A 15,108-nucleotide genomic window follows, 5' to 3' on the forward strand; every position below is an offset into this window, starting at 1 on the left:
GGTTTAAGAACGAAAATAAAAACATCCAAATATATGAGCACCGTTCAAAGAAATATGTCGCTAACCGGCGAGCCGCCAAAAACCATTAATACCCAACAGAAGATTTCATCTGCCATTGGTATTTTGGGCCTCGCAATCCTTTTATTGGCACTGCTAAACTTTAATTTCCCAAACAAAACTTTGTGGCTAAGCGCTTCTTTGGGAATGATGGGAATTGGGATCGTTTGGTTTGCAATTGCAGCCTACGCTAATAAACACGAAGGAATTAAAAACGACGGTATTTATTTTAAATCGCTTACATCTAAAGGGTTTTGGGCTTGGATTGTAGCTATTTTGCTCTCACTTTTTTATGTGCTTCTGTATTGGTTTCCGCAATATTTAGGCTTGGTGCAGGACGGCGATAACACAGGCCTTGTTGCACTTTTTGATCCGTTAAGCAAATTTCTGAACGGTGGCCCCGCAAGCCAATGGTTTTTATATGGAACGCTTTATACACTAGCAATATTGGGTTTTGGCGTGAAATTTATTCTAAAATATCGCAACAACAATTACGAAAAACTGCGAACCTTTTCTGTAATGTTTTTTCAACTTGGTTTTGCCTTTTTAATCCCTGAATTAATGCAGCGATTGAATACCGATACCTTTTCACTTCCGTATTACGACTTAAAAAATATCTGGCCACTTAACTATTACAATTTTGAACAATACCGAATAGACGACTTTATTTCTGCAGGCGATATTGGCTTAGGATTGCTAATTTTTGGGCTTGCATCTATTTTCATTATCACACCTATTTTAACGTACAAATACGGTAAACGCTGGTATTGTTCATGGGTTTGTGGTTGCGGTGGATTGGCCGAAACTGCTGGCGATCCTTTTCGCCATTTAAGCGATAAACGCCAAATAGCTTGGAAAGTAGAACGCTGGGTAATACACAGCGTATTAGTATTTGTGGTTTTAATGACTACAGCCGTTGTACACTCCTATTTGGGAGACGACAGCTCTAAGTATTGGTTAACAAAAGATGCGTTATTAATAGGAGTGGTTGCACTCTTAACGCTAGTATTTGCGGGCGTTTGGATATTTAAAAGACAAGAATTAAAAAAAGATGCGCGAATAGGTTCAATAGCTTATTTCGTAATTATTATGGCTTTAATTGCATTGCACTACAGCACGGGAAAAACCTTGTTTCTTTTTGAAGCTGAAACCCTTCGTCGGTCGTACGGTTTTATTATTGGCGCTGTATTTAGTGGCGTAATTGGCGTTGGCTTCTACCCTATTTTAGGGAGTCGTGTTTGGTGTCGTATGGGTTGCCCAATGGCTGCAATTTTAGGATTTCAACAACGGCTTTTTTCAAAATTTAGAATAACTACTAACGGCGGACAATGTATTTCATGTGGTAACTGTTCTACTCATTGCGAGATGGGTATCGACGTGCGCGCTTACGCCCAAAAAGGAGAAAATATTGTACGTTCCAGCTGCGTTGGCTGCGGTATATGTTCAGCAGTTTGCCCGCGTGGGGTATTGAAACTTGAAAATGGACCAAGAGAAAAACGTATCAACAGCAACGAAATTCTACTTGGAAACGACGTTGATTTGATGAATTACGTAAATAACTAAGCAGTCTTCAACAACTGAAAGCAGATTAAACCTGACAGGTTTTAAAAACCTGTCAGGTTTGTAATATCTACCAGCGAATAAATTGATACAAGTTTTTCTGAAATTCGCAATCGCATTAAAATCTACCCTTGAGTGAAATCTATTGGCCTTACTTCTTCAACTCAAAAGGGCTTGGTGAGTTATATTGAAACCTATCTATTAATTAAGGTCAAATGGCTAAAGAAGTCCCTTCTTTTCCGAAGTATAGAAATCAATTCAAAACTTAAAACAGATTATTTTCTTCAACCAGAATAAAACATCTTCATAAAAAAACAGCACCATTTAGTGGGAACTCAAGATGCTGTTGCTAATTAACAAAAAAATAAACAACTATAGATTCGGCAATAATACAGTATCAATTACATGAATGATACCGTTGGTTGCTTGCACGTCTGGAATTACCATATTTGCTGCTTGACCGCCATTACCTATTCCGGTTACAGTTAGGGTTCCGTTAGTATATGCTCCCAGTGTTAGTGGATCACCTCCAAGTGGAGTTATTGTACCAGCATTAAGTTCGCTGGTAAATTTTCCGCCATTTGCCACAACGTGATTCAATAATACGGTAGCCACAACTTCTTTCGGCAGTTGTCTAATATCTGAAGGTTGTGTGAAAGTTAATCCTAAAGCCGTTCCTAAATCTTTGAAAGCTTGGTCTGTTGGTGCAAACACCATAAACGAAGGGCTTCCTTCTGAAGCTGTTAATGCGTCAACTAATTCGGCATAAACAACGGCTTCCACAAGAAAGGTTAACTCGGGTTGTTTAAAAACCTGTGCGTTGTTTAATGCCAATGCAGACTGTACAATATCGCCTCCAGTTGCTATCATCACTTTATCAATAACATGGACTGTCCCGTTGCTTGCATTAATATCTGTCGCCAATATTTTTGACCCATTAATAAAGATGTCTCCACCTCTGGTTATAATTCGTCTATCCAAACCTATCGCAGATGTGAAAGAAAAACCATCGGTAAAAGAACTACCCATAGTATTTCCATTGGAAACATGATATAAAAGTGTATTTGTTAAAAAGGATTGTTGAAGCACTCCAAGAGTTTCTTCGTTCAGACCCAGACGGGCGAAAGCATCATTATTTGGCGCAAAAACAGTATAGTTTCCAGCAGGATCGTTAGGGTTTTTATTGCTTAAAGCTCCAGCAACACCTCCGTAAACAGCTGCAGCTTCTAAAGTGCTGAAATCTGGATTTGATACTGCTATATAAGATATTGTAGGCTCAGAATCTTCAAAGTTAGATTCGGTTTCACAAGCACTGAAGGTGAATATTATGGCTAATGCCATTGCTGATTTTATATATAAATTTTTCATTTTAGTGTATTTTAATCGATTAGTTAATGTTAGAAAGAATATACCAAGCCCCCGTAAAATCCGGTGGATTTACCAAGATTACGCCCGGCTATATAACTGTTTGCACCTGCTGTAACACCTATTCCTTGAACTATAGGAGCAAAAACGCTCAAACCTACACGTGTATAGTTTACGCGAGTGGCAGGAAAGTATCCTGTAAAACCTTCATTAAGAATATCGGTTCCATCCTTTTCAGAAAGCTGATTTGCAACGTAGGCGTCAACATAGAATTTTGAAGCAGCGTATCCTACTTTTAATTCACTCATTAAGGCGTGGGGAACACCGCTATCACTAAAACTATAGCCTAACTGTCCTGTGGTAAAAAATCCAAAGTCAGTTTTAAAAGTAGTAATTGCAATGGTGTTAAAGCTACTAGACTGATTGCCAATAGCAATAATAGACTGAAGGCCTTCATTTGCTTCATAGTTGCTAAGTGGGGTTTCAAGACCCACTGAACCTATAAAACTAAGCTGGCTCTTTCCTAAGTTAAAGGTGTGAAAATTGTACTTAATGTAAAGACTCAAATCTTGAATCCCTTCTCTGGTATTTTCAAAGCCAAGATTGTCGAGAGTTGCTTGGCTAGCATTCCCTTCAGATTTAATGTAGGGTACATTGAAAACAACATTCAAGTTGTCTGTAATACCAAATTCACCATAAAGCGAGATACTGGTATTTGTAACTTCATTAAATACGGGGATGCCATCCACCTCTTGGGGCACAAAAAAGACTTTATCATATTTCTCATATGAATAAGAAATTACGGCAGCGCCTTCATTGTTTTTTTTCATAAATCCGCTAACGGGACTTTGTGCGAGTATTAACGAAGGTGACAACAAGCAAAGCAATGCAAATAATTTTAGTGGTAGTTTCATTTTTAGTGTTTTTATTATGAGATTATGCCATACTTACGCAGAAAAACAAAAAGCGGTTTTTATTTTAATAAATTAAAACCCTAACTCCCTTTTAACCGTAAATAAGATGACCGCATACAAGTCTCTCTTTAGTAATATGAAAAGCAGAATAATTGTTAGTATTAAAAATATTCACGACTTAACCCTTAACCTTTTAGAAAATGTCTTTATTTCTATTTATAGCCTTTAGCTTTTTCACCACCATAAGCCCAACACCCGAAAAGCAATACATAAAAGACTATTACGAAAATGGCACCCTAAAGTCTGAAGGTTGGCTCATTAATCATTCTAAGACTGGATATTGGAAATTCTATTATGAAAACGCACAACTATCCTCAAAAGGACGTTTCAGAAACAATGAGAGAAGTGGTTATTGGTATTTTTATGACAAGAATGAAAACCTTAAAAAAGAAGGTCATTTTATAGACGGAACTGCCGAGAATTGGTGGATTTTTTACGAAATTGGCAGCCCTTACAAAACCAAAATACAATTCCAAAATAATAAGAAAAATGGTTACGCACTTTGCTATAAAGACAACAAATTGATAAGAGCCGAAAAATATATAAACAATACGAAAACAGATCAATGGACTTCAATTTCTGCTTTTAAGCAAGATAATCCAAATGCCAGCCTTTAATGAAACCAAACATCAAAGTAATAATCCCCGCATATAATGAAGAAGCCTCTATTGGGAAGGTAATTGCCGAAATTCCCGATATCGTTTCTGAAATTATTGTAGTCAATAATAACTCAACAGATACAACCGCCGAAGTAGCTAAAAACGCTGGCGCAACCGTATTATTTGAACCAAAATCAGGCTACGGAAATGCGTGTTTAAAAGGGATGGAATATATTGCTGATTTCGGCATCGCTCAAAAACCAGATATAATTGTTTTTCTGGATGGCGATTATAGCGATTACCCTTCAGAATTGACGAAAATTGTGGCGCCAATAATTGAAGATAATATAGATTTTGTTGTGGGTGCTCGCGTAAAAGAGTTGCGAGAAGCTGGCAGTATGACTTTCCCACAACGCTTCGGAAATGGATTGGCAACTAAATTAATGGCTTTATTTTTCAATTCAAAATACACAGATCTTGGGCCGTTTCGCGCCATTAAATACAATAAATTGCTCGCCCTGAATATGGAAGACAAAACATATGGCTGGACGGTAGAAATGCAACTGAAAGCATTAAAAAAGAAATATACCTACGTTGAAGTGCCTGTAAACTATAAAAATCGTATCGGCGTTTCAAAGGTTTCGGGTACCGTAAAAGGTGCTATATTTGCGGGCGTTAAAATCCTAAGTTGGATCTTTAAATACAGTTTCAAAAAATGATTCTTGAATCCATAATCATTGTAGTTTATTCCATTGCTCTGCTCCTCATCTTCATGTATGCTTTGGCACAGTTAAACCTGCTGTTCAACTATTTGAGCGCTCGGAAAAATCATAAAAACGCACCAACTTTCGATTTTTCAAATGACGAAGAAATTCCGTACGTTACCATCCAACTCCCAGTTTACAATGAATTGTATGTGATGGATCGTCTGTTAGAAAATATTTCTAAAATGGACTATCCGAGTCATAAATTGGAAATACAAGTATTAGACGATAGTACCGATGAGTCTTTCGAAGAAACTGCAAAACACATTATAGAACTTCAAAAAACAGGCTTAGACATTCAACATGTAACTCGCATAAATCGTGAAGGTTTTAAGGCTGGCGCACTAAAAGAAGGTTTAAAAACTGCAAAAGGTGAATATATTGCAATCTTTGACGCAGATTTTCTTCCGAAGAAAAACTGGTTAAAAAACACCATCCCTTATTTTAAAGATTCTGAAATTGGCGTAGTGCAAACCCGATGGGGGCATTTAAATAGAGATTATTCTATCCTAACACGTGTGCAAGCTTTTGCGCTCGACGCACACTTCACTTTAGAACAGGTAGGGCGTAATAGTAAGGGGCATTTTATAAATTTTAATGGAACAGCTGGCGTTTGGCGCAAAGAGTGTATCCTCGATGCCGGAAACTGGGAAGGCGACACGCTAACCGAAGATTTGGATCTTAGTTATCGTGCACAATTAAAAAACTGGAAATTTAAATATTTAGAAGAAGTTGAAACTCCAGCCGAGCTTCCCGTGGTAATAAGTGCGGCGCGTTCGCAACAATTCCGTTGGAATAAAGGCGGCGCTGAGAATTTTCAGAAAATGGCTTGGCGCGTTTTTAGAAGCAAGGATGTTCCATTTAAAACCAAAATACACAGTTTTCTACATTTGCTGAATAGCACTATGTTTTTAAACATTTTAATCGTTGCTATTCTCAGTATTCCGATGCTTTATATTAAGAATGAATACGAACATTTGAAGATGTATTTTTACGTAATGAGCTTTTTCGTATTAAGTACAATTATCTTTTTTATCTGTTATTGGTTCACCTATAAAGCTATTTATGGTGGTGGATATAAACGCTTTTTTAAATATATAGGAATGTTTTTCACCTTCTTTTCTGTGGCGATGGGTTTTTCATTGCACAACTCCATTGCGGTTTTGGAAGGACATTTCGGTAAGAAAAGTGAATTTATTCGCACCCCAAAATTCAATCTAAATTTAAAGGAGAGCTGGAAAGACAATAAATATTTAACCAAAAATGTTTCTCCCAACGTAATTTTCGAAGGCGTGCTGATGCTTTATTTCGCCTTCGGAATGTACAGTGCTTTTGTTGTTGGCGACCAAGGTGGCGATTTTGGGCTGTTCCCTTTTCATTTAATGCTTTTCTTGGGGTTTGGTTTTGTGTTTTTTAAATCGCTGACTTCCAAAGCATAAATCTTTTTTAGTTACATTTATCTTCAAGATTAAGTGATAAACAATATTCATTATTCATTATTCATTATTCATTAATTAATGTACCCGCCACCACACCATCAATCGCACGATATTGAAAAAATGAATTCGGTAATCGATCAGTTTCCGTTGGCAATGTTGGTTACTGCAAAAGATGGAAAACCATTTATAACGCACATCCCGATTATCTATAATAAAACTTCCAAAAAACTGGTTGCCCACATAGATAGAAACAATCCACAACTTGAAACATTAACCGAAAACGCTGAAGTTACCGTCGTTTTCAATGGGCCAGATACATACATTTCGCCGAGCATTTATACCACGCCGCAACTACCAACGTGGAATTATATAATTGTTCACATTACAGGAAATATTAAACTTATAAATGATACTGAAACCGCTAAGCAAACTATGGTGGCTATGACGGAGTTTTTAGAAGGTAAAAACCAAAAATTTGTATTGAAGCTAGACGATCCAAGAATGGAACGCTTTGTAAATTATATACAAGCTTTTGAAATTGAAATCACTTATTGGGAAGGGAAATTCAAGCTTTCGCAGGATAAAAACGAAGCAGATTTCGAGAATGCAAAAAATGAATTAATAGAAAAATCCGGAAGGGATATCTCGGGATTTATTGATAATATTTATGAACATTGAAGTAGTACGAAGTACCATCTCCTGCAAGGTCTTTAAGACCTTGTAGGTATCCAAACCATTTCCAAAATAGACCTACAAGGTTTTGAGAACCTTGCAGGATAAAAACAAAGCAGGTTTCTAGCATCGAAAAATTGATAGAAATCTAATTAGTGTAGGTTTCGACAATGAGAAAAGGGAACTTATTAAATAGTCTTAGCTGATCCGCCTCATATTCCTTTCCATTTATCGGTATAAAATACTCTCCAATTTTTAATTTCACCCTTTCATCGTTATATCTTAAATCTTGAATTGCCTGTTTATGGGAAGCCAATAAAGTTGTGTAGGATTGATAAGTTATATCATTATTGAAAACATAATTGAATTGGGTAGTACTATCAATATGCTTTACAAAGTATTCAACCAATTCATTTTTAGAGATCTTTTCTTCGCCAACTAAATAGTCATTTTCACCTAATTGAATTTGTATTGTATTACTCACAACAGCATCGTTTGGTTGTGGAGGGAAAGGAATTTTAGACGGTGAATTTGGTGTTTTTATAAAATGCAGTTTCTTAACCAAACCTCTATTGTCGTAACTACTAACAAGGTTCTCATCACTAAATTTCGTAATATATTTTATAAATCGATAGCCTTGTGCATTAAGCAAGTTTTCCAGTTTTACAAGATTGTCCATTGAAATATCCTGTGGCATCAAAAGCATGATGCTAAGATCTTTTCGATATGTTTCAGAAGTTTCTTCCCTTAAATAATCGCCTAACAAATCGAAATTTTCAATTTTTTCTTTTTCAAAAATATAAAGCGGCTTATCATTTTCTTCATATATCTTTAAGATTCTCCTATAGTAAAGTCGCGCATCATCGTCAAAATCTGAGACAGGCAAATCAACAATTGGATTTAAGCTTACTTGGTTAGCTTCAATTTTTTCAAAAGGAAATACTGATGTAAAAGCGAAGGAGAAAGCCAACGCAAGTAATATTGAAAAATTTAATAATAGGGGCTTATAGGCTCCTTTTCGAAAATATTTAATTATTGATTTCCAGCTTTCTAAAAAAATTACAACTGCCGCTAACACAAGTAAAAACTTGATTTCAGAAATTCTCGTTTCAACAAAAGCTGAAGTGAGAGCAACCATAAAACCTAATTTTAGAAAAAGATAGGAAAAGTTGAATTGCAAAAAACGCTGATCGTTTATTATTGCTAGCCTAACATTACTTGGCACTGGATTATTATCGGGTTTGCGGAAAAGATTCAACAGAAACATAGCATTACCTAATGCTAAAGAAATTATAGCAAAGTTGAAATTTTCCCAATACAGCTCAGTAACCTCTGTTGCAAGGGCGTAATTTGCGCTACCGAAATCGAACAAAATTAAGAACATACGTATTAAACAAAGAAAGGCATAAAAAGAAAACGAAGCCCCAAAACCAAGGACTACACTAATCCAAAAGCGTTTTCTTGAAATGTTTGGTTTAGTCCTATTTCGCAAAAATCCTTTTTGAAGCATTTTTCTATTTTAAATACCCCTTCACCTCTTCAAAATCCAATCCGCCATAATTACCGCTGCTCATTAATAGCAAGCTAGTATTGTCGTAATCCTGCGAAAAAAGATAGGTTTTAAAATCTGCTGGATTCGTAAAAACAACTAAATCGGAACGATCAAAAGCTTCTTCAATTTGCTCAATTTTTATTGCTGCTAATTGCTTTATTAAAACAGCGTGTGGAGAGTAGAAAACCACCGCGATATCGGCTGCATTCAATGTACTTTTGTATTCTTTTAAAAACTCAGGATTTAGGCTGCTGTATGTGTGTAATTCCAAACAGGCAATCAATTTTCTCTTTGGGTATTGGTTTTTTACAGCCTGCGTGGTCGCTTTTACTTTGCTGGGTGAGTGTGCGTAATCTTTGTAAACCACAGCAGTTTTAGTTTCGGCAATTTTCTCTAGCCGTTTGCTGGCACCTTTAAAAGTAGAAATAGCTTCGTAAAAATCTTCAGCATCAATACCCATTAATTGGCAAATCCATCGGGCGCCTTCAAGATTGTTTAAATTATGTTTTCCGAAAATCTCCACAGGCATTGGGCCTTCGGGAGTTTCCAAAAGTGTTATACCATCTTCCACCGTGTATTCGGGCGTTTGGTATGGGTATTTCTTTATATGATTTGTAGAAGTTTCAACAACGCGTTTTACTTCGCTGTCTTCTTCATTGTAGATAATTGCACCGCCATTTGTGATTTCATTCAAAAAAATATCGAACTGTTCCACGTAATTTTCATAGGTTGGAAAAACGTTTATGTGGTCCCAAGCAATACCGCTTAATAGCGCAATATTCGGTTTATAAAGATGAAATTTTGGACGGCGATCTATGGGTGAAGACAAATATTCATCGCCTTCAATTACCATAAAATCATTGTCGTCGGTAATTTTAACCATGGTGTCAAAACCTTCCAATTGGGCACCCACCATATAATCTACATCCTTGCCGTGATAATTCATCACGTGCAAAATCATTGAGGTTATAGTAGTTTTTCCGTGCGAACCGCCAATAACCACTCGGGTTTTGTTTTTGGATTGTTCGTATAGAAATTCTGGGTAACTGTAGATTTTTAAATCGAGTTCCTTAGCTTTTAAAAGTTCGGGATTGTCTGCTTTGGCGTGCATTCCGAGGATTACGGCATCAATTTCTGAAGTCAATTTTTCAGGAAACCAGCCTTCCTTTTCGGGCAATAAACCTTTGCTTTTTAATCTGCTTTTTGAAGGTTCAAAAATCTCGTCATCGCTGCCGGTAACAATATCTCCTTTTTGATGTAATGCCAATGCAAGGTTGTGCATGGCGCTGCCGCCAATGGCTATAAAGTGGATTCTCATATTTAAGTTGAAGAGTTTATGCCCTTCGACTGCGCTCAGGGTGACAAGTTTAAAAGTTTAGATGTAAAGATACTTTTTCTAATTCTGAATTTGGAATAGAGAACTGGGATTGTCGCGTTAAAATTTATATTATGTCCCTACGGGACATTGCAGGGATGGGTAAGCCGTTTTTTACTCATATTTAATGCCTATCGGCATATTGCCCTAACAGAGCCATATAGTTATGTCCCGTAGGGACAACATATAGAAAGGCAATCTTAAAGACATAGATTTTAAGATAATTTTTCTAATTCAGAATTACAAGGCTAAGATGAGCGATTTTTCGTCTTGAGCTTCTTTGAAATCTGTTTCCCCCAACAATGCTTTATTTATCCAAGTAAGCGCGATTTCCCTTTTTCCGAGGTTTTTATAAATCTGCGCCAAGCGGTAATACGCCCAATCTTTTGGCACGCCGTCTTTTATAGTATAGTTTGCCAAATACTGGCTAAGGCACTCAATGCCGTATTCGGGCTCGAGATTGTATTGCGCAGAAATTTTCCCGATTTGGTAATTTAGCTGATTGCGTTGGTGCTTTTTTAGAGATTCGGAAGTTGTAGCGATTGCTTCTTTTGGCTGATTGTTTTTTTCGTAGAGATTTGAAAGTTTTTCGTAGGTATGTGGAGAACCCCCTATTTCGATTGCTTTTTTATAAAACCGTTCCGCATCTTTTGGTCTATCTGTATATTCGGCTATGTAGCCATTTGCAAGATATCCATCCACTTTTGAAATCGCTCCCAATTCATTGGCATAACTAATTGCCTTTTTCTCGCTACCGCCAATAATACCGGGTAATTGGATGTAAAACTCAACCAAAGCCCAACGCGATTCAATATGTTTTGGATCTAATTCTGCAGCGCGCTCTAAATGCTGTTTTATATCGCTAATGTAGGAAACCGCACGAATTTTACTAACAGACAATGCTTTCATTCCAAGCGCACCCCCGTACTTAAAATGATAGTTGGCATTTTTTTTATCGGCGTTTTTCAAAGCTTCGTAATAAGTAATGGCGGTGTCCCACTCTTTATTGTAAGCTGCAATATCACCCAGATATTCCTGCGTTTTTTTATCGCTTGGATTCTGTTTTAGATGACTTTCAAAAATAGGTTTTGCCTTACTGAAATTTTCCTGTTTGAAATATTCCTCAGCTTGTTGATAGTTGGTTTGAGCAACTGAAAACAATGGAAGTAAGGAAATTACAAAGATTATATTTCTTAAAATCACGATAAGTTTTAGTGCTTAAAAATTTTGTGGTTAGTGGTCGAAATTTGAAAAAAACTGCCAACTGCTACTGCATACTGCCTACTTTTTACCCGGAGGATATTTTGCTAAAATTTTCTGAATCACCGAAACAAAATACGCTTCTTTCTGTTGTGGTGTTGCGCGTTCTTTCATTTCGCCTTCCGCAATTGCTTGCCAAACCAGATCGTCTTTTTCAGTATCTATAAAATCCATCGTTAGCTTTTGATTGAGCACATTTCCACCGATGGGAATTCCGCCGCTAACGCCTACGCCCACATTTCCACCGCCACTGCCAAGACCAATCCCGATGGTATTTCGCGAACGTGAAACACTCTCACGCGCATAAAAATTGATATAAAGTTGTGGCGCTTCACTCTTCACAAACCCGCGTTGCTGCATTAGGCTGTCGGTAATTTGCATAATACGGCCGTCATCAAGTTGGTTGAGGCCAGAATCTATTGTGGGGAAATAATTGTAGCTATTGTATTTCGAAAAATCTACTTGCTTGTCATAATCTACCGCCACGGTGGCACCACAGGAAACAAGAAATATAGCGAGTACTAAAATTGAGAGGAACTTCATTGCGTTTACTTTTCATTAAAAATACGTAAAAAAGACGCTTTAAGTTTTCGCTTTATTATTGTTTAACAATTTTCTCTAAAAACCTGAGGTTGAATTGTCCCCCGAGCGCAGTCGAGGGGTTATTTAACAGCAGAAGTTCAATGCACAGTAGGTTTCGACTTTAGTCTATCCAGAGCAAAGTCGAAGGACTCGACAGGACAATTGAAGTTTAATTAAGCATCGCCCAAAGCTTATCCTTCAACTCCGTCAACCCTTGATGGGCAACCGAAGAAATAAACATATATGGAATGTCTATAAACTCTTTGTCTAGAATCTTCTTCATTTCGGCTTTTAGCTCATCGTCTAGCATATCACTTTTACTGATGGCTACCAAACGTTCTTTGTCTAAAAGTTGTGGATTGTAACGACGCAATTCATCTACTAGAATTTCATACTGCTCTTTAATATCTGGAGCATCTGCGGGAACCAAAAATAGTAGCGTTGAGTTACGTTCAATGTGACGAAGAAAACGATGACCGATTCCTTTACCTTCTGCGGCTCCTTCAATAATTCCAGGAATATCGGCAACCACAAAAGTTTTAAAATCACGGTATTCCACGATTCCCAAGTTGGGTTTTAGGGTGGTGAATTCGTAATTGGCAATTTTTGGTTTTGCTGCGGTAATTACGGAAAGCAACGTGGATTTCCCAGCATTAGGAAAACCTACCAAGCCTACATCGGCAAGTATTTTTAATTCAAGAATAACATCAGACTCCAAGCCTTCCTCTCCCGGTTGGGAATAGCGTGGGGTTTGGTTAGTAGAAGTTTTAAAGTGTGCATTTCCAAGTCCGCCGCGGCCCCCTTTAAGAACAATTTTTTCTTCACCATCTTCGGTAATTTCAAAAAGTATTTCTTCGGTTTCCTTATCGCGCACTACTGTACCTAGTGGCACTTCAATATAAACATCGGCACCATCGGCACCGGTACTGGTTTGCTTGCTACCAGAACTACCGTGTTCGGCTTTATAGTGTCTTTTAAATTTTAAATGGTAAAGCGTCCAAAGGTTTTTATTGGCTTTTATAATTACGTGTCCGCCACGACCTCCATCACCACCATCGGGCCCACCTTTGGGAATATATTTTTCCCGCCTCATGTGCTTGCTCCCTTGTCCTCCCTTTCCGGAAGTAACATGAACCTTTACGTAATCTACAAAATTGCCTTCAGTCACTTTTTATTGGTTATTATTTATTGTTATTCTTTATTTCAATTCCTACCCTTTGGAGAGGTTTGGAGGGGCTTATAGATTGTCTATAACCTTACTTAATCGTTCGGTAATATCTGCTATGCTTCCTACTCCATCAACGCCGAAATATTTATCCTGTTTTTCGTAATAACCTTTCAGAATAGCGGTTTCGTTATAGTATACTTTTATACGATTGCGAATAATACTTTCGTCTGCATCATCTGCTCTTCCACTTGTTTTGCCTCGTTCTAGCAAACGTTTTACCAAAACTTCATCGTCCACTTCAAGCGCAACCATAGCGTCAATCTGCGAGTCTTTATCGTCCATCAAGTGACCTAAAGCTTCGGCTTGCGCTTCTGTTCTTGGGAAACCGTCAAAAATAAAACCATGGGCGTCGGGGTTTTTATCAACCTCGTTGCTTAGCATATCGATAGTTATTTCATCTGGAACCAATTTACCTTTAGCCATAAAAGACTTGGCAAGATTACCGAGTTCCGTTTCATTTTTGATGTTAAATCGAAAAACATCACCCGTAGATATATGCACTAGGTTGTATTTTTCTTTTAAAAAATTAGCTTGAGTACCTTTTCCTGCGCCGGGAGGGCCAAACAAAATTATGTTAGTCATGGTTGTGGTTTAATGGATAAAAAAACGAAGTTGCAAATTTACGAAATATAAGGCAGTTGCGGTTATAACAAAAGATAAATAAATAGCCCTCAACAATGTCCATTTTATTCTCGCAGAAAATCTACCGTGATTTTTTAACTATTTCCTGTTAAAAATAATCGAATTTCAACCCGCTAATATTAACATACTTAGACAGATAAATAATATTCATTATATTGAATTATTTTATAAATTTGTCTCCTATATAATAATTTTAAAACTATTCATTATGATTAAAAAAACTACTCTATCTTTTTTTAACAACCTAAAAGTGATTGCCTTACTTGTGGCATTCTTTGGGTTTACTGCTGCTCAAGCACAGTATTGCATTCCGGTCGATGACTGTACCGATGGCGATTTAATTCTAAATGTAGAATTTGCGGGCATTGCAAACCCCACTAATTGTAGCCCTAATGGGTATGGCGATTTCACCACCAGTGTTGATCCAGCTGAGGTGGAAATAGGCGGAGTTTATACAATATCAGTTGAAGTAGGTGCAGGTTGGTCTGTTGAAACCGTTGGCCTTTGGATTGATTTTGACAATAATGAAACTTTTGATCCTAGTGAATTCTACCTTGTAGGAACAGGTTCAGGGAGCGTTGTAGAAGCAGACCTAGCTATCCCTGGAGATGTGCTTGCTGGCACTTATAGAATGAGAATAAGTGTAAAGGCAGATGAAGTTCCTTATGATGATCCTTGTAATCCCACAGCAGGATTTGGTGAATGGGAAGACTACTTAGTGAACGTTAATGAACCGCTAAGCACTCCTGATTTAGACTTTTCTCAAAGTGTTGTTGCATTTAAAAGTGGAAACACTTTAAATATCAACGCAGGAACAGTTATTGGCAAAGTAGACGTTTTTGACCTTACAGGTAAATTAATTGCTACACAACAGAACATAGCTTCAAGAAATGCTACTATTAATCTTACTGCTACAAACCAAGTTCTTTTGGTAAAAGTACAGTCTCAAGAAGGCTATACTACAACTAAGAAAGTTATTTTCTAAAAACCGTATTTATTGAAATTCAAAAAGCTTTGGGACTTCCCAAAGCTTTTTTTT

Annotated in this window: 13 protein-coding genes and 1 pseudogene; 6 read left to right on the forward strand and 8 right to left on the reverse strand. The window is 37.2% G+C overall.

Annotated elements, in window-relative coordinates:
- The first annotated feature begins 33 nt into the window (after positions 1-33).
- Positions 34-1,620, forward strand: coding sequence for a 4Fe-4S binding protein (locus tag AC3RVF_RS11200; protein WP_489692081.1), 1,587 nt, complete (start codon positions 34-36; stop codon positions 1,618-1,620).
- 369 nt (positions 1,621-1,989) lie between these two features.
- On the opposite strand, the gene AC3RVF_RS11205 is transcribed toward AC3RVF_RS11200, so the two are convergent.
- Together AC3RVF_RS11205 and AC3RVF_RS11210 are read right to left on the reverse strand one after the other, a co-directional pair.
- Positions 1,990-2,985: a fasciclin domain-containing protein gene (locus AC3RVF_RS11205; protein ID WP_489692082.1), complete on the reverse strand. Its 996-nt coding sequence runs from the start codon at positions 2,983-2,985 to the stop codon at positions 1,990-1,992.
- Positions 2,986-3,014: 29 nt separating this feature from the next.
- A complete protein-coding gene (locus AC3RVF_RS11210; RefSeq protein WP_489692083.1) occupies positions 3,015-3,896 on the reverse strand; it encodes a hypothetical protein in 882 nt (293 codons plus the stop codon).
- Between the two features lie 200 nt (positions 3,897-4,096).
- On the opposite strand from AC3RVF_RS11210, the gene AC3RVF_RS11215 reads away from it, so the two are divergent.
- The 4 genes from AC3RVF_RS11215 to AC3RVF_RS11230 all read left to right on the forward strand — a co-directional run bounded on the left by AC3RVF_RS11215 (position 4,097) and on the right by AC3RVF_RS11230 (position 7,436).
- Positions 4,097-4,573, forward strand: coding sequence for a toxin-antitoxin system YwqK family antitoxin (locus AC3RVF_RS11215; RefSeq protein WP_489692084.1), 477 nt, complete (start codon positions 4,097-4,099; stop codon positions 4,571-4,573).
- The gene (locus AC3RVF_RS11220; protein ID WP_489692085.1) at positions 4,573-5,274 is read left to right on the forward strand and encodes a glycosyltransferase family 2 protein; all 702 of its coding nucleotides are present in this window, start codon (positions 4,573-4,575) and stop codon (positions 5,272-5,274) included. Before AC3RVF_RS11215 ends, AC3RVF_RS11220 begins: the two co-directional genes overlap by 1 nt.
- The gene (locus tag AC3RVF_RS11225) at positions 5,271-6,758 is read left to right on the forward strand and encodes a cellulose synthase family protein (protein WP_489692086.1); all 1,488 of its coding nucleotides are present in this window, start codon (positions 5,271-5,273) and stop codon (positions 6,756-6,758) included. Before AC3RVF_RS11220 ends, AC3RVF_RS11225 begins: the two co-directional genes overlap by 4 nt.
- A 78-nt stretch (positions 6,759-6,836) precedes the next feature.
- Positions 6,837-7,436 (forward strand): FMN-binding negative transcriptional regulator, encoded by a 600-nt coding sequence (locus tag AC3RVF_RS11230; RefSeq protein WP_489692087.1) that lies wholly within the window; start codon positions 6,837-6,839, stop codon positions 7,434-7,436.
- Between the two features lie 142 nt (positions 7,437-7,578).
- Here AC3RVF_RS11230 and AC3RVF_RS11235 read toward each other — a convergent pair whose 3' ends face one another.
- The 6 genes and pseudogenes from AC3RVF_RS11235 to AC3RVF_RS11260 all read right to left on the reverse strand — a co-directional run.
- Positions 7,579-8,814 carry a hypothetical protein gene (locus tag AC3RVF_RS11235; protein ID WP_489693397.1) on the reverse strand — a complete coding sequence of 412 codons (1,236 nt, stop codon included), beginning with the start codon at positions 8,812-8,814 and terminating at the stop codon, positions 7,579-7,581.
- 130 nt (positions 8,815-8,944) lie between these two features.
- On the reverse strand, positions 8,945-10,300 hold the full coding sequence (locus AC3RVF_RS11240) for a UDP-N-acetylmuramate--L-alanine ligase (protein WP_489693398.1): 1,356 nt from the start codon (positions 10,298-10,300) through the stop codon (positions 8,945-8,947).
- Positions 10,301-10,597: 297 nt separating this feature from the next.
- Positions 10,598-11,560 carry a tetratricopeptide repeat protein gene (locus AC3RVF_RS11245; protein WP_489693399.1) on the reverse strand — a complete coding sequence of 321 codons (963 nt, stop codon included), beginning with the start codon at positions 11,558-11,560 and terminating at the stop codon, positions 10,598-10,600.
- A gap of 78 nt (positions 11,561-11,638) precedes the next feature.
- The gene (locus AC3RVF_RS11250) at positions 11,639-12,160 is read right to left on the reverse strand and encodes a DUF4136 domain-containing protein (protein ID WP_489693400.1); all 522 of its coding nucleotides are present in this window, start codon (positions 12,158-12,160) and stop codon (positions 11,639-11,641) included.
- A 208-nt stretch (positions 12,161-12,368) separates the two neighbouring features.
- Complete coding sequence (obgE, locus tag AC3RVF_RS11255) at positions 12,369-13,367, reverse strand: GTPase ObgE (protein ID WP_489693401.1); 999 nt, start codon at positions 13,365-13,367, stop codon at positions 12,369-12,371.
- A gap of 69 nt (positions 13,368-13,436) precedes the next feature.
- Positions 13,437-14,018: pseudogene (locus AC3RVF_RS11260) on the reverse strand (adenylate kinase); the annotation flags it as partial.
- A gap of 259 nt (positions 14,019-14,277) precedes the next feature.
- On the opposite strand from AC3RVF_RS11260, the gene AC3RVF_RS11265 reads away from it, so the two are divergent.
- Positions 14,278-15,054 (forward strand): DUF8694 domain-containing protein, encoded by a 777-nt coding sequence (locus AC3RVF_RS11265; protein WP_489692093.1) that lies wholly within the window; start codon positions 14,278-14,280, stop codon positions 15,052-15,054.
- Positions 15,055-15,108: the final 54 nt, after the last annotated feature.

Source organism: Aequorivita sp. IT1183, assembly GCF_058068265.1.